The sequence below is a fragment of the Rheinheimera sp. MM224 genome (assembly GCF_947090785.1).
Taxonomy (GTDB): domain Bacteria; phylum Pseudomonadota; class Gammaproteobacteria; order Enterobacterales; family Alteromonadaceae; genus Pararheinheimera.
The window spans coordinates 1,121,282-1,141,615 of sequence record NZ_OX352320.1; the positions used below are offsets into that span (position 1 = coordinate 1,121,282).

General features: G+C 46.8%; 15 protein-coding genes. 11 read left to right on the forward strand and 4 right to left on the reverse strand.

Features of this window, described 5'->3' with window-relative positions; translation table 11 throughout:
* Nucleotides 1-39: 39 nt before the first annotated feature.
* The 3 genes from OM978_RS05255 to OM978_RS05265 form a co-directional block, all read right to left on the reverse strand.
* The gene (locus OM978_RS05255; RefSeq protein WP_264345845.1) at nucleotides 40-3,138 is read right to left on the reverse strand and encodes an efflux RND transporter permease subunit; all 3,099 of its coding nucleotides are present in this window, start codon (nucleotides 3,136-3,138) and stop codon (nucleotides 40-42) included.
* A 55-nt stretch (nucleotides 3,139-3,193) separates the two neighbouring features.
* A complete protein-coding gene (locus tag OM978_RS05260; protein WP_264345846.1) occupies nucleotides 3,194-4,312 on the reverse strand; it encodes an efflux RND transporter periplasmic adaptor subunit in 1,119 nt (372 codons plus the stop codon).
* 486 nt (nucleotides 4,313-4,798) lie between these two features.
* Nucleotides 4,799-7,639 (reverse strand): M16 family metallopeptidase, encoded by a 2,841-nt coding sequence (locus OM978_RS05265; protein WP_264345847.1) that lies wholly within the window; start codon nucleotides 7,637-7,639, stop codon nucleotides 4,799-4,801.
* Nucleotides 7,640-7,843: 204 nt separating this feature from the next.
* Between OM978_RS05265 and OM978_RS05270 the strand changes: the two genes are divergently transcribed.
* The 3 genes from OM978_RS05270 (at nucleotide 7,844) to OM978_RS05280 (ending at nucleotide 10,460) form a co-directional block, all read left to right on the forward strand.
* Nucleotides 7,844-9,844, forward strand: a complete 2,001-nt coding sequence (locus tag OM978_RS05270) for a YdbH domain-containing protein (RefSeq protein ID WP_264345848.1) — start codon at nucleotides 7,844-7,846, stop codon at nucleotides 9,842-9,844.
* Nucleotides 9,845-9,920: 76 nt separating this feature from the next.
* Nucleotides 9,921-10,106, forward strand: a complete 186-nt coding sequence (locus tag OM978_RS05275; RefSeq protein WP_233010389.1) for a YnbE family lipoprotein — start codon at nucleotides 9,921-9,923, stop codon at nucleotides 10,104-10,106.
* A gap of 12 nt (nucleotides 10,107-10,118) precedes the next feature.
* Nucleotides 10,119-10,460 (forward strand): YdbL family protein, encoded by a 342-nt coding sequence (locus OM978_RS05280; protein ID WP_264345849.1) that lies wholly within the window; start codon nucleotides 10,119-10,121, stop codon nucleotides 10,458-10,460.
* Between the two features lie 130 nt (nucleotides 10,461-10,590).
* On the opposite strand, the gene OM978_RS05285 is transcribed toward OM978_RS05280, so the two are convergent.
* Nucleotides 10,591-10,890, reverse strand: a complete 300-nt coding sequence (locus OM978_RS05285) for a YciI-like protein (protein ID WP_264345850.1) — start codon at nucleotides 10,888-10,890, stop codon at nucleotides 10,591-10,593.
* Nucleotides 10,891-11,075: 185 nt separating this feature from the next.
* Here OM978_RS05285 and OM978_RS05290 point away from each other — a divergent pair, with 185 nt between their 5' ends.
* The 8 genes from OM978_RS05290 to OM978_RS05325 are packed head-to-tail and all read left to right on the forward strand — an operon-like array spanning nucleotide 11,076 to nucleotide 20,267.
* A complete protein-coding gene (locus OM978_RS05290; protein WP_264345851.1) occupies nucleotides 11,076-12,344 on the forward strand; it encodes an efflux RND transporter periplasmic adaptor subunit in 1,269 nt (422 codons plus the stop codon).
* Nucleotides 12,345-12,388: 44 nt separating this feature from the next.
* Nucleotides 12,389-13,087 (forward strand): ABC transporter ATP-binding protein, encoded by a 699-nt coding sequence (locus OM978_RS05295; protein ID WP_264345852.1) that lies wholly within the window; start codon nucleotides 12,389-12,391, stop codon nucleotides 13,085-13,087.
* A gap of 1 nt (nucleotide 13,088) precedes the next feature.
* Complete coding sequence (locus OM978_RS05300) at nucleotides 13,089-14,405, forward strand: ABC transporter permease (RefSeq protein WP_264345853.1); 1,317 nt, start codon at nucleotides 13,089-13,091, stop codon at nucleotides 14,403-14,405.
* Between the two features lie 10 nt (nucleotides 14,406-14,415).
* Entirely contained in the window at nucleotides 14,416-15,597 is a 1,182-nt protein-coding gene (locus tag OM978_RS05305) for an ABC transporter permease (RefSeq protein WP_264345854.1), read from the forward strand.
* Nucleotides 15,598-15,610: 13 nt separating this feature from the next.
* Nucleotides 15,611-16,945, forward strand: coding sequence for a sigma-54-dependent transcriptional regulator (locus OM978_RS05310; protein ID WP_264345855.1), 1,335 nt, complete (start codon nucleotides 15,611-15,613; stop codon nucleotides 16,943-16,945).
* 48 nt (nucleotides 16,946-16,993) lie between these two features.
* Complete coding sequence (locus OM978_RS05315) at nucleotides 16,994-18,307, forward strand: sensor histidine kinase (protein ID WP_264345856.1); 1,314 nt, start codon at nucleotides 16,994-16,996, stop codon at nucleotides 18,305-18,307.
* 26 nt (nucleotides 18,308-18,333) lie between these two features.
* Nucleotides 18,334-19,386, forward strand: coding sequence for a LacI family DNA-binding transcriptional regulator (locus OM978_RS05320; protein WP_264346919.1), 1,053 nt, complete (start codon nucleotides 18,334-18,336; stop codon nucleotides 19,384-19,386).
* A gap of 41 nt (nucleotides 19,387-19,427) precedes the next feature.
* Entirely contained in the window at nucleotides 19,428-20,267 is an 840-nt protein-coding gene (locus OM978_RS05325) for an endonuclease/exonuclease/phosphatase family protein (RefSeq protein ID WP_264345857.1), read from the forward strand.
* Nucleotides 20,268-20,334 lie beyond the last annotated feature (67 nt).

Genomic DNA, 20,334 nt, shown 5'->3' on the forward strand with positions numbered 1-20,334 from the left:
GGGCTAACTTGTGTTAGCCCTTCGTTGAACCAGACGATGTTAAGCCGGTTTCACCTGATGGTCTTCTTCGTCATCCTCTTCATCTATCACCTTGTCATGACTGTGATCTTTTGCGATCAGCATATAGACAGAAGGTAAGACAAAAAGCGTCATCAGAGTACCAATGGTCATACCCAGCACCAAGACTATACCTATAGAGTTACGGGCCGCAGCGCCTGCACCTTCGGCAAAGATCAGCGGAGTGTGACCTGCGATAGTCGCGATACTGGTCATCATCACAGGGCGTAAACGCAACACTGAAGCTTCACGAATGGCGTCCAGCTTGGATTTGCCTTGTTCCTGCAGCTTATTAGCAAATTCCACCACCAGAATACCGTTACGCGCAATCAAACCTATCAGTGTGACTAACCCCACCTGCGAATAGATATTGAGCGTACTGGTAAAACCGTCGGTGAAAAATGGCATAGGAGCCGGGATTTTCAGGAAGGTAAAGACTAGCGCACCAAACAGAGCCAGAGGCACCGAACCTAACAAAATAACGATAGGGTCACGGAAGCTGTTGTATTGAGCCGCCAGCACCAGGAAAATCATAGTCACGGCCAGAGTAAAGGCCGGCAGGAAGGTATTGCCTTCACGTTTTAACTGACGGGATTCACCTGTGTAATCAATAGAATAACTACTTGGCAGTAACTTTTTCGCTTCAGTTTCGAGGAAGGTTAAAGTTTCATCCAATGGTTTAATAGTCACACCACTGATTTTCACTGCGTTCAGTTGCTGCATACGGTTGATACTGCGTGGCACAGTGCTGTGCGTCAGGCTGGCGATTTGATCGACCCGTATCATCTGATCCTGCGGACCTTTGATATAGAGGTTGGTTAAATCATCAGGTGTTAAACGCTCCATCCGTTTCACTTGTGGCACTACTTTGTAGCTTTGGCCTGACATGTTAAAACGATTGACGTAACCGCCGCCTAACAAGGTGCCTAAATCCTGCACTACGTCCCGCATATTCAGGCCTAAATCGGCCACTTTGTCGCGGTCGATGTTCAGCTGATACTCCGGCTGATCCACTTTCATATCAATGACTTGGAACGGGAATATGCCACTTTCACGCATCACTTTTTCCAGTTTTAATGCATAGTCATAAATCTCTTTAGATTCAGCGGTAGAAGCAATGACAAACTCAACCGGGAAATTACCACCACCAGGTAACGAAGGTGGAGTAATAGGTAATATCCGTACCCCTGAAATTTGCGCCAGCTTTTGCTGTACTTCCGGCATCACTTCAAACACGGTGCGTTCACGTTCTGACCAGGGTTTGGTGACCATGCCGCCAAAACCACCGGTAGGGAAGGTGATCTGGAAGGTAAAGTCGGTTTCTGGCACTGACATAAAAGCTTCGTTGACGTATTTGCCGTAATAAGACGACTGATCGACTGTCGCATTGGCTGGTGAGTCAACAATACCGAAGATAACGCCCTGATCTTCCACAGGCGCCAACTCTTTGGGTGACATGCTATACAAAGGTACACAGAGCAGCATGATGCCAATCCAGAACACATAGACACCGGATCTGTTATTTAAACTGCTTTCCAGTTTACGGCTGTAGAAATGCTGGAAGCGGTTGAAAATAGCATCCAGTGGCGCTTTGTTGCTGGTGTGAGGTTTTAACATACGCGATGCCATCATAGGCGACAGCGTAATAGCTACTATAGCGGAAATAGCCACGGCACCCGCCAGTGTAATAGCAAACTCGCGGAACAAAGTACCGGTTAAACCACCTTGCAAACCTATAGGCACATACACCGAAATCAGCGTTACTGTCATCGCAATAATAGGGCCACCCAGTTCGCGGGCTGCGACTAATGCTGCTTTGAATGGCTTCAGGCCGTTTTGAATATGGCGTTCAATGTTCTCCACCATAACGATGGCGTCATCCACCACCAGACCCACAGACAACACGATCGACAACAAGGTCAGCAGGTTTAATGAGAAGCCAAAGACTTTCATAATAAACATGGCACCAATCAGTGACAGCGGTATGGCAATAATAGGAATAAGCACCGAGCGGCTGAAACCCAAAAACAGGAAGATGACTACGACGATAATCAGTAAAGTTTCAGCCAGCGTTTTTACAACATCATCAATAGCAGCTTCAATGTATTTAGTGGCGTCGTAAGACACTTCACCTGTTAAACCACTGGGCAAGTCAGCTTTAATCAGTTCCATCTCTTTGGTGACGGCTTTAATCACATCCAGAGAGTTGGCGTTAGGCGCGACAAATACACCCATAAATACTGCGGTTTCGCCTGAGTAGTTAACGTCCGTGTTGTAATCATCAGCGCCTAAAACCACATCAGCTACGTCAGATAAACGCACAATACCTTCGCCATTCTGGCGTAAAATCATGCGTTTAAACTCGTCCACACCTTTCATATCTGTGTTGGCGCGTAAATTTACCTGAGTGTAAGCACCACGGGTCTGGCCTATAGTGGCCTGAATATTATTGTCAGTCAGCGCTGTACGCACGTCTGAGGCGGTAATACCTAAAGCCGCCATACGTTCTGGTTTAAGCCAGACACGCATTGCGAAGGTACGGCCACCGAGAATATCTGCTTTTTGCACACCACTAATGGCAATTAAACGAGGTTGCACTGAGCGGGTTAAAAACTCAGTGATCTGGTTTTGCTCCAGAATATCTGAGCTAAAGCTTAAGTAAGCCGCGGCAAACTGACTGTCGGCAGCTTCGATAGCAATAGCTGGCACTTCGGCTTCAGGGGGTAAATCACCACGCACCTGATTCACCTTGGCGCTGATTTCTGTCATCGCTTTGAGTGGGTCATAGTTCAGATGCAAATGTGCTATTACGGTTGATACGCCCATGGTGCTTTGTGATTCGATGTAGTCGATACCACCAGCTGAGGCTATAGCACGCTCTATAGGAGTGGTAATAAAACCACGGACTAAGTCAGCGTTGGCACCTATATAAGCTGTGGTAATTCTTATTACAGCTATATCTGAACGTGGGTACTGTCGTACCGTCATATTGCTCATCGACTGGAAACCAGCCAGCAATATCAGCAGGCTGACCACTATAGCCAGCACAGGCTTTTTAATAAAAATATCGGTAAAATTCATAATCTGCTCATTCTTAATGGCTGGTGATCAATGATTGCGGTTCGGGTATCGCAAATCAGGTATCAGCTGGTGTTGGCGCAGCTTTAAATTCTGGTGGCTGAGTTTTGCTCAGCACCACAGCCTGGCCGTTAAACAGCTTAAATGCACCTGCGCTCACCACTTGATCACCGGCTTTTAAGCCATCAATCACTTCAACAAAATCACCACGGGCTTTGCCTAAGCGGACAAATTGCTGGCGGGCTTTTAAGCCGCCTTTGTCATCTTTTTCCACCACAAATACAGTGTCACCAAAAGGAGCGTAAATAACGGCTGTGCTTGGTACCACGAGCAATTGATGTGGCTCTGTTAAAGTCACAGTAGTTGATACCGCCATACCAGGGATTAACACGTCAGTGCTGTTATCTAAAATAGACTGCACTATCACATTACGGGTGCTGGTATTAATTTCAGCACCAATAGCACTGATTTCACCTTTGACGATCACGGCGCCATCACCGACTGACACCTCAACAGGTAAACCTTTAGTGATTTGAGTCAGCCAGTTTTGCGGTACAGGGAAATTCACCCGTACTTTGTTGGTGGCTTGCAGTGACACTATGGCAGTACCTGCCTGCAAATCGGTACCTAAGTCGACCTGACGAATACCAATACGACCATCAAAAGGGGCGCGAATGACTTTTTTCTGTAAAGTAGCCTTTAAGTTGTCTACCTGAGCAGAGGCGCTGTCGAGTTGTTGTTTGGCGTTGTCTAATTCACTTTGAGTGGCAATGTTAGTGCGGCGTAACTGCACTAACCGGTCGTAACTGGTTTTTGCCAGTTTCAGGCTGGCTTCGGCTGAGCGCAACTGAGCTTGTTCGTTGGTCACGTCCTGCTCAATCAGCACTGTGCCCGCCGTCACTTGCTGACCATTGCTGAAGCTGATTTTTTTCACCCGGCCTGGTACTTCAGCTGCAACAACAATACCTTCATCTGCCAGCACTGTGCCTATAGCATTGTAAGTATTAGGCCAGCTTTGTTGTTCAACACTAAAAGTACTGACATATTCTGGTGGAGGCACAAAAGTTTCGCCTGATGCGATCATGGCTGCAATCTGGCCACCTTTGACCCCTGCAAGCACCATAAACACACAGATCAGGCCAAGTACGGCAAACAATATGGATTTAAATCTTTTCATAACAGTAACCAGATTAAAAAGTTAATAAGGACCCAAAAGTTTCAGCTTTGGCAATACGACTTCACTGCACTTTCGGATTAGATCCATTGTGAGTGCAACTATCAGATTAACTCTTCTGATCTTACACATTACTTACTCACATTCAGCGGGCAGGCTAGTGTGCCACGTTTCTTTATAAATTGTGACGATTAGTCATAAATTAATAAAAATTTAAGAAAAAGAAGCTGTTGCTTCCCATCTGGCATCAAGCAGTTTCTCTAATTCCATTGTTTACCTTTGTTTTAAACAGCAAAAAAGGCGCAAAAAATCGGCAGCTCTAGTGTAGCGAGCAAAAGCGCTTTCACCTATGGTTAAATGAGGTAAATTTGTAACCAAATAACAAAAATGTTAAGGACCAGAGTGAAGTGAGGGCAGACCACTCTTGTTGGGACAAAAAACAAAGCCACCCGAAGGTGGCTTTACAAAGATAAGCTGAGAACTATTGCATTACAGGCTGATTTTTTCCACCGGATAACCCAGTTTTTCCAGTTCAGGCATTAAGCTTTTTGCATCGCCAACCACCAGAATTGTCATTTCTTTGGTGTTTAAGTGTTTAGCGGCCAGCGCGTTAATTTGCTCTTTACTGATGCCAGATACAATCTGATTACGTTCACGTACAAAATCCGGCGTTAAATTAAATTCCAGAATTTGCGCCATAAAACCTAACTTGGCATTTGGCGTTTCGTATTTCAATGCATCTGACTGATTAATAGCCTGACGCATAAAGGACAGCTCATCATCTGCAATACCTTTTTGCTGGAAGGCATCCAGTTCATTGATAAACTGGCGGATGGAGTCGGCTGTTGCATCAGCACGCACTGCCGCAGATGCAGTGTAAGTACCTGCAAACTTGTCAGCGATAAAGCTGGCGCGAGCGCCGTAGGTGTAGCCTTTGTCTTCACGCAGATTCAGGTTAATACGACTGTTAAAAGTGCCACCTAATACGAAGTTCATTAAGCTTGCCTGATAAAACTCACCGGTAATGTCCTGGGTCAGTGAACGCTTACCAATGCGGATCTCAGATTGTGGTGCATCAGGTTTATCCAGCAGATAAATAGTGCCAGGCTTGGCTTTCATGCTACCTGTATTGACCTGAACAGTCGGGCCTTTGCCTTGCCAGTCAGCCAACTGAGATTTCAGCTCTGCTGCGACTTTGTCCTGGGCTAAATCGGACACCACGATCAGCTGACCACCTGCTGGTTTAAAGTAAGTCTGATACCAGTTTTTCACATCATCCAACGTCAGTTTGCTGACCGAGTCCAACGTGCCTTCGTTAGGTAAAGCGGCAATGCTGCCATCAAACATCATTTTGTTGTACGCCGTTGCCGCTATATAAGCCGGGTTCGTTGCGCTGTGCTGAATACCTTGCAGAGTCTGTTGTTGCAGGCGACTGAAGTCTTCTGCTTTAAAGCCTGGGCTGCGTAACTTTTCTTCCAGCAGCTTTAAGGTTTGTGGCAGGTTTTTGCTTAAGCTGGATACAAAGACATCAATGTAGCTGTCGCCTGAACTGATGCTGATGGTGCTGCCCAGTTTTTCCAGCTCCAGACTCATTTGCTCTGTACTGTAGTTCTGAGTACTTTCATTCAGAATCGCAGCCAGTAAGGCGGATACGCCAGCTTTGTCAGCCGTTTCGTAATAGCTGCCTACAGGGATTTTCAGCAATAACGAAGTTGTAGGTGTTTCTGTACTTTGGCTACCTAACACCTGAATGCCATTACCTAAATCCATAGTCCAGGTGGCTGGCAATTCAACAGCAGGGTTCATACCGGCCATAGGTTGTTTGCTGCGGTCAAAGTTATCTGTTGCTTTACGTACTTGTAAATCTTCAGCTTTGGTTTTTGATGGGCCACCAAAGTCGTGTTTTACCGGCGTGAAATTGTCTGCTTTGGCAATCAGTTGTTTCTGGCCTTTTGGCACCACACTCATCACCACAGAGTTTTGATTTTTAATGTAGGTGTTGTACACCCGCATTACATCCTCTTTGGTCACTGCGTTATAACGGGCTATATCATCAGCAATAGTGTCTGGTTTGCCCTGGAAGGTCTGGCTGGCAGCCAACTGACTGACTTTGCCGGACACACTTTGCAGGCCAAAAATGCTGTTGGCTTCCATCTTGGCTTTTACTTTCAGTAAATCGTCGTCTGTCACGCCACGTTGTTCAAATTCGGTCAGGCTGGCACGGATTACTTGTTCGATATCGGCCAGAGTTTTGCCAGAAGCCGGATGAGGCAGGGCATATAAAGAGAACTCACAAGCCAGCTCACGGCATGGGTGCGATACAGCGGCTTGCACAGCCAGCTGGTTTTTCACCAGATTTTTATACAGCAGGGAGTTGTTACCGCCACCTAAGATTTCCGACAAAATATCCAATGCGGCTTCGTCTTTATGGGTGGCGTAGACTGTTGGATAGGTGATGTAGACCAGTGGCAAATGCACATTGTCTTCCATCGAAATGTAACGGGTTTCCGGCAGTTTTACGAAAGACTTGGTTGCATCCGTCACTTCAGGACCACGAGGAATGGAGCCAAAATACTTTTGCACCAGAGGCAGAATATCTTCGGCTTTGACAGCTCCACCTACTGTTAAAGTGGCGTTATTTGGGCCATACCAGCGCAGGAAAAAGGCTTTTACGTCATTGACGTTAGCGCGGTTTAAATCGTCCATATAACCAATAACAGGCCAGGAATACGGGTGGCCGTCCGGATACAAAGCCTGAGATACACGTTCATTTAAGCGGCCGTACGGTTGGTTATCCACCCGCTGACCCCGTTCGTTTTTCACAGTTTCGCGCTGAACTTCAAACTTCTTCTCTGTTACAGCGTCCAGTAAAAAGCCCATGCGGTCAGCTTCTAACCAGAGCATTTTTTCAACCTGATTCACCGGCACTGTTTCGAAGTAGTTGGTGCGGTCTGAGTTGGTGGTGCCGTTTAAAGTACCGCCAGCTTCCGTAATAATTTTGAAGTGTTGTTCGTCACCAACGTTTTCAGAACCCTGAAACATCATGTGTTCAAAGAAGTGAGCAAAACCTGATTTACCTAATTCTTCGCGGGCTGAACCGACGTGATAAGTGACATCAACATGCACCAGTGGGTCTGAGTTGTCTTCATGAACAATCACAGTTAAGCCATTGTCTAACTGATACTTTTTATAGGGGATATGAATGCCTTGCTGGGGTTTTGACTGGTCAATTAATTTCACACCAGCGGGTAAGTTTGAATGAGTCTGAGTGCCACAAGCGGCTAAAGTCACGGCAAAAGCTATGGCTATTGCCAGTTTAGATTTGTTCATAGGTTCCTCCTTGTTGATGGTCCGATTAAAGCACGTTTCTTTTGGCTTACAAAGATACAACTATGTAACAAAACGATACAATGCGGCCTGAAGCGGTTCAATAACACTGGTTTCCGGCACTGTTTAGCGCCAGACTAGGGACTTGAATTCATTCATAATTCAGTTTGCCTGACCTAAAGTTCTGACAAGCAAAGAGGATACGAAGTGACTAAGCCTGTTTCTGGCACGAAAAAATCGACATCCTGGTTAAAATGGAACCTGCTGTTATTACTGCTGGCAGGCAGCGTATTTGCTTTTATTCAGTTGCAATTTTGGTGGACTCAATTGAGTCCAAAGTGGCAAGGACTTGAATTGTCATGGGGCTCGGCGCGCGTTGAACAGTTGTCCTTACAATTGCCGTTTTCTGGTCATCAGCAGGTGCAACTGGAACAATTAGAGCTCGGCTGGACTGGCTGGCCCTGGCCTTTGGATTTGGTAAAAGCTAAATCCCTAAAAGCCCAATTGGATTTACAGCTGGCAGCATCTGCTGAAACAGAACAAGAAACTACGCCTTCAGTACCCACATTACCACTCTGGTTGCCGAAGGTGTTGTCCTTTGAACAGATAGAAGTTTCGCTGCCTTGTGCCCGTTTGAATACTAAGCTCAGCAACAGCACTGAAAATACCGACTGCCTGCTGACTGGCGCTTTAACCTACAGCGAACAAAGCCAGCAAATACAGCTGCAACTGGCGAATCAACAAGCCGTCTTTATTGAAGGTGTCGGCGATGCAAAGCTGGCGCTCAAAGCCTTGATCACACCAACAGCCGAACAACTGCACATCCCAGAGTTTGAACTGAGCCTTGCAAGCAGAAAGCTCAATTGGCAGCAGTATCAGCTCTCTGACTTGATGCTAAAGCTAAGCGGTCGCGCCGTCTGGCAAAACAACCTGCTGCAATTTGAAGCCACCGAACCTTTGCAACTGACCACCAGTTATCAGCAACCTGATTTGCAGGTACAGCAGCTGGTGCTGAATGCAAAATCCTTGCAGCTGGAATTAGACCCGGCGTTACTGGCAAATACACAGCTGAAAAGCGATCTGAAATTTGAAGTGAAGCAGCTGCAGCATCCTTTGCTCAAAACGCTGGACTGGAACTGGGCCGGCACTGTTTTGTATCAACAGCAACAAGCACAAATCGAAGGACGGTTAGCGAACAGTTTATCCTTGTCGCTTGAGCATAAAGTGCAGATGGCAGAGCAAAAAGTCAGTGCCAGTTGGACCTTGCCAGAGCTGTTTTTTCTGGCCGGTAACCCGCTACAAATTGGGCCTTTTTGGCCAGAACTGCTGACGTTGCAAAAAGGCAAAGCGTCAGGCAAAGGTCAACTGGAGTTTGATCTTGGCAGCATGGCGCTGACCAAACAGCAAACAGAACTGGTGCTTCGGGATTTAAGCGGTATTTACGACAGAACTGTATTTACGGGTTTAACCACCAAACTGCAGTTGTTCAGCGAAGGTGCGGCCTGGACAGTTCAGACTGGGGATCTAAAGCTGCAACAGATTAACCATGGTCTGGTGATGGGGCCTGTAGAGTTGAATGCAGTGTACAAAACAAAAGCGCCGGATTGGTTCAAAGGTAAGTTAGACCTGAAGCAGCTGCAACTGGCTTTATTTGGCGGACAGGTCAGAGGCGCCCAGCAGCAGATCGATTTAAGTAAAGATGCTAAAGTGCTGCTGCAACTGGATAAATTACAGTTGGCAGAGCTGCTGAAGCAGCACCCCAGCGCCGATATGACAGGACAAGGAACTATATCCGGTACTTTGCCTCTGAGCATAGAACAAGGCAAGCTGACGGTCGCCCAAGGCTCTGTAGCGGCTTTGGAACCTGGTGGACAAATTGCCTATCAGTCTGAGAAAGCTCAGGCTATGGCCGCATCAAATCAAGGCATGAAGATTGTGATGCAGGCGCTGCAGAATTTTCATTTTTCAGTGCTGTCGGCTGGAGTCAGTTACAGCAAAGAAGGTCAGTTGTTACTGGCACTGAAACTGGAAGGCAATAACCCGGATTTTGAAAAAGGCCGGGCTGTCAATTTCAGTATTAATTTAGAAGAGAATTTACCGGCAATGATCACCAGCCTACAGTTAAGTGGTCAGGTCAGCGAGTTAGTGAAAAAACGGGTTCAACAGCGTCTGGCAGCCCAAAAAGCCAAAGACGCCCGCAAGGAGTAACAATGCATAATTGGCAGGATAGACAATTTTCACAGCCGCAGGCAGCCAGCCAGGGTACGGCACAGCGAGGTGCCGCATGAACAAAGCCCTAAGCCTTTGTTTGGCCATCTTAGTCACTGCAGCCTGTACCCCAACAGTACAGGTGGCTATGCCCAATGAGCCGATTAATATCAATTTGAATGTCAAAATTCAGCATGAAATTTTAATTAAAGTGGACAAAGAACTGGACGAATTAATCAGCGATTCCAGTGGTTTATTCTAAGGAGCCGTCAAAATGAAAACTGTACATAAATTACTGCTATCCGCTTTGTTTGCTATGAGTTTGCCTGTGCTGGCGATGGATTTACAACAAGCCATGTCGGCCTTAAGTTCTGCAAAAACTCAGGGTTTGGTCGGTGAACAGCCTAATGGTTATTTAGGCGTGGTGGGATCATCAGCGCAAGCCAAAGAAATTGCCGACTTAATTAACAAAGCCCGCAAAGCTGAATACCAGAAACTGGCCGCTAAAAACGGCATTCAGTTATCTGATGTCGAAGCTATTGCAGGCCAAAAAGCCATAGAAAAAACCGAAGCCGGACAGTTTATTCAACTGAACGGTCAATGGCAGAAGAAATAAAGCCTGGGTCAGAGCTTTGGCTCTGACCCACATATTCGGCTCATGTCTACTATTAAACCCATAGTGTTGAGAGTTGGTATGGAAGCGGTTTTAGGTTTTGAGGTCAGATCGTGGGGTCAGAGCCGATGGCTCAGACCCTTATAGGTGTTGCGGCTTGTTCACCCACTACCGTATGCCATGGCAGGATACGGTAGCTGCTGACTAAGCCGTTGATCACGTAGGGATCCGATTCGGCAAAGGCTTGAACCAGCGCCGGATCTGCAACGTTAAACAGCAGCATCGCGCTTTCTATGGGCTCGCCAACTGCTCCGCCTAATACCAACTCACCTCGTTCTGCGGCCAACCAGGCCAACTGCAAATGTTCGGCACGAAATAACACCCGCTTTTCCAGATAATCTGCTGATGTTTGATACTGCAATAAATAATGCATTTTTACTCCTTCGTTTCCGGATGTCCGCTGTCCGGCTGATGTTTGCGGACACTTTTTATGTCCGCGGACAGTTTTAATTAGTCATTGGATTTCCATTGTTTCATTATAAAACAATAGCTTATGCATGTTTTTTGTGATGGCACGTTCCCTGCTATATCTGGTTAATCAGATGATGGAGAACAACAATGATCCAGGGTACAGAAAATCAGGATATTCAAATCCAACAGAACAAAACCAGACAGTGGCGTCGTCCAGCGCTCGCCACTTTGTTTATGGCTGGTATCTGTTATATCAGTTATAGCCTGCTGGCTGCCAGCTCGGCTCAGGCATCTTTGGTGTTGCCAAAAGATCAGGTGCAGCTGGCTATAGTGGAACGCGGCAGTTTTACCCGCGACTTATCGGTGCAGGGCAGAGTGGTAGCGGCCAATGCGCCTACTTTATTTAGTCAGGAAGCGGGTCAGGTACAGTATCTGAAGCAACCTGGTGAAGCAGTGCAACTGGGCGATTTATTGGCTGTGGTATCAAGCCCGGCTCTGGATAACGAGCTGGAGCAACAACGCGCTTTACTCGCCAGTATGGAATCTGACTTTGAGCGTACAGCTTTATTAGCACGTGAACTGAAGCTGGATATGGAGCAGGTGCAAAACACGGCTCAGGTGAACTTAGTGGCCGCCAAACGTGAGCTGGCCCGCGCTGAGCAATCCATCAAAGTGGGTGTGATTCGTCAACTGGATTACGATGTTGCCAAAGACAAGTTATTGCAGGCTGAGCTGGAATTTGACCATGCCAAACGTAAAGTCGCCTTGGCTTCGGATAAGCTTAATTTCGAAAAAAAGTCTGGTCAGTCCGCCTTAGCTCGTCAGGCTTTGGTTGTGTCTGAACTGGATAGAAAGCTGGCGGCACTACAAATTAAAGCACCTGTGACAGGGCAAGTAGGTAACTGGCTGGTAGAACAGCAAAGCCATGTATTGGCTGGCACAGGTTTGTTAACAGTCATCGACTTAAGCCGCTACGAAGCTGAGTTGTCGGTGCAGGAAAGTTATATCCGTGATTTAGCTGTAGGTATGTTAGTTGAAGTGAATTTGGGCAATCAGCAACTGAAAGGCGAGCTGAGCCATATAGCGCCTGAAGTCAAAGACAACTTAGTCACAGCCCGTGTGCGTTTTTCTCAGAACGATAGCACCAGCTTACGTCAGAACCAGCGTTTATCTGCCCGCGTCATTATTGAGCAAAAAGACAACGTACTTCGCATCAAACGTGGCGACTTTGTCGGCTCAGGTGCCAGCCGTATTGCCTATCAGGTGACGAATAATCTGGCGGTGAAAACCTCAGTGGTGTTAGGTGCATCGTCCGTGCAGTACGTCGAAATTTTACAAGGTGCCAAAGAGGGAGACCAGTGGGTTATCTCTAATCTGGATGAATTTAAACAACAAGACCGGGTTCAGTTGAACTAAGGCTTTCACAGGAATTGAGGGCTTGGGCCCTACAGGAGCAAACCATGATTAAAATTAATAACTTAAGCAAAATTTTCCGAACCGACTTAATTGAAACTCATGCCCTGCGACAAATTAATCTGCAGGTGAATGAAGGTGAATTTGCCGCTTTAACTGGCCCGTCAGGCTCTGGTAAATCGACCTTACTCAATGTGCTTGGCACTTTGGAAAGTTTTGACCAGGGCGATTATTTACTGGATGGCCGTTCAGTTAAGGGGTTATCTGACCGTGAATTATCAGCGCTTCGAAATGAAAAAATAGGTTTTATTTTTCAGGGCTTTAACCTGATTAAAGATTTCAGTTTGTTTGACAATATAGAGTTGCCGCTACGTTATCGTGGTTTTAGTTCAGCAGAACGTAAACGCCGGGTTGAACATGCATTAGAAACCGTAGGTTTAGCTGCGCGTCGTGATTATCACCCAAGTCAGCTTTCTGGTGGTCAGCAACAACGGGTCGCCATAGCCCGAGCTATTGCTGGTGAGCCACGCATTCTACTGGCGGATGAACCTACAGGTAACCTGGATTCGTTAATGGCGCGTCAGGTGATGGAATTGCTGGAAAAAATTAACCAGCAAGGCTGCACCATTTTGATGGTAACACACGACCCGGATCAGGCTCGTCGCGCTAACCGTCATATTCAGATTGTCGACGGTCAGTTGAATGACGCGACTATGTATGAACCTTTAGTCGCAGCGGGAGCTTAACATGGAAGCCTTGATACATAATCTGAAGCTGAGCTGGCACAGCATTAAAAGAGCGCCTTTGCCTTATGCCTTAACCCTGCTGATTTTAAGTTTAGGTTTAGGTACTTTTTTCAGTAATGCTACTTTGTATTACTGGATGAACCGCGACCCTCTGCCGGAAAAAAGCCAGACGCTGTTTATGGCGCGTATTAACTCAGTACCAGGGGATTGCACCGACTGTTTTAATCCACCTCCTGTGATGAGTTACATGGATATACAAAAAATGAGTGGCAGCGGTATTACCTCAGCTGAAGCCGCTATGTTTTCCAGCGACGCTTATGCTAAAACGGTGGAAAATCAGCAGGCTACGCCTAGCCAGGTGGAACTGCGTATTACCCAACGCGACTTTTTTACTTTGTTTAATGTGCCTTTTTTACATGGCGAAACCTGGCCTGACAATAAAGCCAGAATGGAAGTGGTGATTAGCAAAAATACCGCCATTAAGTTTTTTAGCCGCACTGATGTGGTAGGGCAGGACATGCTGATTGATGACAAGCTGTATAAAGTCATTGGCGTGCTGGACGATTGGGCCATGTTGCCACGTTTGTATGACGTCAATGGCCGCCGCTCCGCTGAACCTGCTGAAGATATCTATATCCCACTGGAAACAGCTTACGATTTGGCTATTCAATCCAATACGCAGAATTCTTATTTTGATGTGGACTGGGATGGCAATATGGCCACTTATCCGCAAATGGCCAGAAACAACTTTGCCAATCAGCTGCAGTTTTGGGTGCAATTAGATAGCCCTGAAAAAGTACAACAATATCAGCAGTTTCTGAAAAATCTGGTGTCGGATGAAAAAGCAGCTGGCCGTCATCAGCGGCCTGAAGGTAATAAACTGGATAATATTCTGGATGTACAAAAAGCTATGCGCGCTACTAATGAACAACTGGATGCTTTTGCTTTAGTCGCTTCATTATTTCTGTTGGTTTGTGTAGTAAACGCTGGTCATTTATCGCTGAATCGTTACATGGCGAACCAATACGAGTTCAGTTTACGTCGTGCTTTAGGTGCGAGTCGTTGGCAGTTACAAAGCCAGATTATGGCAGATGTGTTATTGAGTTCTGCTTTAGCTTTTGCCGCAGCCTTGCTGTTTGCCCAATTGGGCTTATGGACCATCAATTCATTATTGCCAGGCACCAGGGCTTTGGCCAGTTGGGACTGGCAGATGCTAGGAGTGATGGCTCTGTTTGTGCTGCTGATAAGCTATCTGGTTACTTTGTACCCAGCGTTAAAAACCTCATTCAGCCCGCTGAATCAACAGTTAAAACAATAAGGAGCTCGTTATGTCAGTTCATTTAATTATTAAATCCTTATTGCGCCGTAAAGTGGTCACAGCTTTATTGCTGCTGCAGTTGGCCGTTACTTTAGGTCTAGTGGTGAACTCATTACTGCTGGCTAGTGCGGCTAAAGAGTTGGTGGAACAGCCCACTGGCCTGGCGTTGGAACAAATTCTGACGGTAAGGGTAAAACCAACCAGCACAGCGATGCGGGTTGAACCTGCTTTATCTGAGGTGATCAGCAGACAATTGGCTGCAGTGCGAAAGATCCCTGGAGTTGAAGCTGCTGAATACACCAATCAGATCCCTCTGCGGCAGGGCGGTTCGAGTTCTAATATTTTTGAAACCGGCCGGGAGGACGACAGTAACGTCGATTCAGTGCCTTATTACAATACTGGCAGCCAGATTTTTCAGGTGCTGGGCACTAAGTTAATAACGGGCAGGGAGCTGACGGATCTGGATAAAGGTACTCAAAATATTATTCTGACTGAAAAGCTGGCCAAGCAGCTGTTTTTAGAACAAAACCCTGTGGGGAAAGCGACTAATCAGGGCACAGTGGTTGGTGTAGTGTCTGACTTTTATTCACAGCGCTATGCTACAGATTCAGCTTACGGTGCTATCAATTTTGTGCCTATGGCAAGAGCAGAAATGGGCTATCAGTTGATTGTTCGTGTAGAGGCTGGTCAGTCTGAAGTTGTGCGTAAGCAACTCACAGATGTGATCAGAAATGCCGAACCAGAAATGGATATTGGTACCGTAATGCGAATGGATGAAAACCGTGACGAAGTGTTCCGCTCTGAAATAGGTTTAGCCACTTTGTTGGCTATCTTAAGTGGCCTGATGTTGCTGGTTGCTATGATTTCAGCTTATAGCCATGCTCATTTCCATGCGCTACAAATGCAAAAAGAAGTGGGTATTAAACGGGCTTTGGGTGCCAGTAAAGCACGGGTTTTATTGGATGTATTAAGTGAAAGCTGGCTGACCACAGCCATAGGCGCAGGCTTTGGCATTCTGGTGTGTTATGGCTTAAACATAGGTCTGGCCAAGGTGATTAGCATACCCGCAGTGCCGGTTTGGTTACCATTGCTGACCTTGGTATTACTGCTGCTTTGTGTCACGCTAGCCACATGGTATCCTGCCAGAATAGCAACACGGATATCTCCGGCCACAGCAACTAAGACTCTGTAAGTACTATAAAAAAATGAAAAAAATACTGGTCATCGACGATAACGAGGCGGTGTGCACCGCCCTGATGACCCTGTTTCAGTTGCAGGGTTATCAGGTGTTTATTGCCCAACATCCGGCTCTGGCTAAAAGTATTTTGCAGCAGCAAGCCATAGATCTGATTTTGCAGGATATGAACTTTGCTCAGGGTGAAATGAGTGGTGCCCAGGGCAAAGAGCTGTTTTATCAGTTGCGCTCTGATCACCCGGCGATTCCTGTGGTGCTGCTAACGGCCTGGACTCATCTGGATATGGTGGTGGAACTGGTCAAAGCCGGTGCCACCGACTATATCGCCAAGCCTTGGGATGATCAGCGTTTGCTGACCACTGTGGCTAATGTGCTCAAAATTAAACAACTGACAGAGCAAAATTTAAAGGCTGAACGCAAACAGCAAGAACGATTGGGCCTTTTTGCCGGCAAAGATTTATGTGGTCTGGTGTTTGCCAGCACAGCCATGGAGCAGTTGCTACAAATGGCATTGCAACTGGCGCCCAGCAATGCAGCAGTACTGATCACAGGTGAAAATGGTGCTGGCAAAGAGGGCATTGCCCAGGTGCTGCATGCCAATTCCAGCCGTAAACAGCAGCCTTTAATTAAAGTAAATATGGGCGCTTTACCAGCCGATTTAATGGAAGCTGAGTTATTTGGTGCTGAAGCAGGAGCCTACAGCGGTGCCACTAAAACCCGTATTGGCCGTTTTGAAGCTGCAGATGGCGGTACTTTGTTTCTGGATGAAATAGGCAACTTGTCGTTATCAGGCCAGATGAAATTACTGCGGGTTTTACAAACCGGCGAATTCGAACGTTTAGGTTCCAGTCAGACCCGCAAAGTGGATGTGCGTATTATCAGCGCCACCAATGCAGATTTAACCAAAGCCATCAGCGCAGGAATTTTCCGCCAGGATTTGTATTACCGCATCAACGTAGTGCAGCTGCATTTGCCATCGCTGAAAGACAGAGTGGATGACATAGTACCTTTGGCCCGGCATTTTTTAGCAGGGCAAAAGAGTTTAACGAAAAAAGCCGAGCAGGCGCTGCAAAGTTACCACTGGCCTGGCAATGTGCGTGAGCTGCAAAATTTATGTCAGCGCGCGTTATTGCTGACCTTGGCTGATGAAATTGATGCTGCCGATTTAGCTTTGCCACAGGAGCAAAGCACAACGAAAAAAGCTTTGGATGATTTGGATAAACAGCAAATTGAACAAGCGCTGCAACAAGCTCAGGGAGTAGTGGCCCGGGCTGCTAAACAATTGGGTATAAGCCGTCAGGCTTTATACCGGAGAATGGAGTTCTACGGTATTGAACCTGCATAACGTGAATAGTAGTGGCGTATTTACTGCACTGAAAAGGTGTAAATTAATATGCGACTGATCAGGCATTTATATCTGCTGGTGCTGGCTTTGCTTGTACCGGCTTTTTTGCTGTTACGGTATCTCGATTCGGATCCGCTATGGTACTTGCTGTTTACCGGTTTTGATCTGCTGGTTCTATTGGTTATTCAGGTGATGTTAAAGCCTTTACAGCAAGAAATTGAAGCGCTGAATTTACATGCTCAAAATTTGCAGGACGGCAGTTTTAATGTCGATGCCAATCGGCAACTGTTACGAGAGTTAAAACCTTTAGCTGAAGTATTGCAGCAAATGTCAGCCCAATTGAGGCAAGAACGCGCCACTTTGTATCAGCGTGAATTGCTGCTCGATACTGTTTTGCAATCCAGCCCAAGCGCTATGGTGTTAACAGACCAAACAGGTCGGGTGCTGATGACCAACCCTGCAGCCCGTGTCTTATTGCATCAGGGCCAAAAGTTTGAAGGACTGCTGTTTTCAGAGTTAATAGCGGAATTACCTGAACTGGCCCTGGCTATTCAAAACGGCCAGCAGGGCTTGCTGCATTTGGGCCAACCTGTGTCGATCTGGCATTTGTCGGTAAGTAGTTTTTCACTAAATCAAAAACCGCATCAGCTGTATTTATTAAAACCTATGACCCGTGAAATTCACCGCGAAGAAGTCAAAGCCTGGAAAAAGCTGCTGCGGGTGATAGGGCATGAACTGAATAATACACTGGCGCCTTTGTCCTCGTTGGCGTATTCAGGCCAGTTAGTGGCGACAGAACTGCAGCACAAACAGTTGCAACAAATTTTCCAGACCATTAGTGAGCGCCAGCAGCATTTAAATCAGTTTTTGCAATCCTATATTCAGTTTGCCAAATTACCTACCCCAGCTTTGGCGCCAGTGCAGTGGGCCCGGTTGATTAATCAGTTACAGGACCAGTACGAGTTTGAACTGGAAGGCGATTTACCTCGCCGTGTCTGGTTGGCCGACCCGCTGCAGTTATCACAGTTGCTATTAAACCTATTAAAAAACGCCCACGAATCCGGCTCTGATCCGGAGCAAATTCAGTTGAGTTTTACCGAATTGCCTGATCAGTTACTGATCCGTATTCAGGATGCTGGAGGCGGTATGACAAGTGAAGCTCTTGCTCATGCCATGGTTCCTTTTTATACCAGCAAGGAGAATGGCTCAGGCATAGGTTTAACTTTATGCCGCGATATAGCCGAAGCCCATGGTGGCAGTTTAAGCCTGCAAAATCAGGGCGCAGGACTTTTGGTCAGCCTGATAGTACCGGGCTCAGGTTCTGTTTCGGGCGCTGGCAATTCTGCTACTGAACAGGCATGATAAAGCCTGAACTAAAACAGGGTGTTATGGCTGTGTCGGCAACTGAAAAACCAAAAAAACTGAATTTAAAAACTGTCGCTTCCTACCTGGGGGTTTCAGTCGCTACTGTTTCTAATGCCTACAACAGACCAGATCAACTTTCCCCTGAATTACGCCAACGTATTTTGCAACAATGCACTGAATTGGGTTACGACGGCCCTAATGCCGCAGCCCGCAGTTTGCGCACTGGCCGCTCCGGCATAGTGGCGGTGTTATTGTCGGACACGCTGGAATATTCAGTCAGCGACCCTGTGGCCAACCAATTTATTAAAGGTGTAGCCGAAGTGCTGCAGGAACACGGCATGGATATGCTGTTGTTATCTGGCCGCCATAACACCAGCAGCAGCAGCGCTGAAGCTGTGCCCGACGCCTTTATTTTGTATGGGGCCCCCAGTAATCCTGAGCAACTGAACCGCATTATCAAAAGCGGTAAGCCGTTAATCACAGTCGACTGCAATCTGGACAATGTGGTGTCGGTCAACGTCGATAACTACGCCGCAGCGCACCGTATTGCTGAACATGCCTTTGCTAAAATGCAGGGCAAAGTGGCAGTGCTGGGGTTGCGCTTAATTGAGTCCGACAGAGTATGCCGTATTCAGCCGCATGAGCTGTACAGTACAGAACAAGCCATTTCCCGCCGCCGTTTAGATGGTTATTTAGCGGCAGCCATAGAACAAGGCCGCGATTTACCGGCCGATGCGGTCTGGCATATTCCACTGAATACCCACCATTTTTCTTTAGTGGCCGCCCGTGAAGCTTTAACCCAATTTCCACGACCTCAGGTTTTGCTTTGTATGAGTGACCGTATTGCCTTGGCGGCCATGGCGGTTGCACGTGAGTTGGGGATTAACATACCGGACGATTTAGTAGTGGCTGGTTTTGATGGTATTGAAGAAGCCGAACGTTTTTACCCCAGCCTGACCACTATTGCTCAGCATAGCGACGAAAAAGGCCGCACTGCTGCCCGTATCTTATTATCGGGTGAATTAGAGGCTGATTTGGTGATGCCTTCTGAATTAATAATTCGGCAAAGTTGTTAGGCTAGTCTGGTTTCTTCCTCTGATCTGAACAGGCTAACTGCATGAAAATTTTATTGATTATTTTATCCCTGCTGGCTTTCCCTCAATTGGCGCATGCTGAATCACTCAAACTAATGAGCTACAACATTCGTTGTGGTTTATGTGAAGCTAAAGGTACGCCGCAGTACTGGCCAGAGCGTAAGTTATTGCTGGCGCATTTAATTCAAACCCAGCAGCCTGATCTGATTGGTTTGCAGGAAGCCGAACTGTTTCAGGTGCATGATTTAGTGGCGATGTTGCCGCAGTATCAATGGTTTGGCGAAGGCCGTGACGATGGTAAAACCAAAGGCGAAAGCACAGCTGTGCTCTATCGCAAAGATAAATTGCAGCTGCTATCGGCCAAAACCTTATGGTTATCACAAACACCAGAACAAGTATCAAAAGGCTGGGATGCAAACCTGAACCGCACTTTTACTAAAACTCAGTTTAAAGCGCTGAAGTCCGGCCAGAGTTTTTACTTTTTGAATACGCACTTTGACCATATGGGCCAGCAAGCTCAGCTGCAAAGCGCCTTGTTACTGAAAGCCGAAGTGGAACAATTACCCAAAGAGAGCAAAGTGCTACTGACCGGCGATTTTAATGTGGAGCCCAGCAGCGAGCCCTACAAAGCGCTGAGTAAAAGCTTAAACGACAGTGCTTTAGTGGCTAAAGATAAGCTGTCAAAAAACGCCGGTACCTTCAATGGTTTTGGCCGCGAACCCAATAGCCCAAGCCAAACCATAGATTTTATTTTTGTAAGTAAAAACCTGCAGGTCGGCAGTTATCAGGTGGATAACAGAAGATACAACGGCTTGTATCCTTCTGATCATGAGGCGCTGGTGGCTGTAGTAGAGCTAAACTGAATTTGGACAATCCAGCACAGTATCTTTTAAAGACAGAGCAGGCCGTTATCAATAAAAAAGGCAGGAG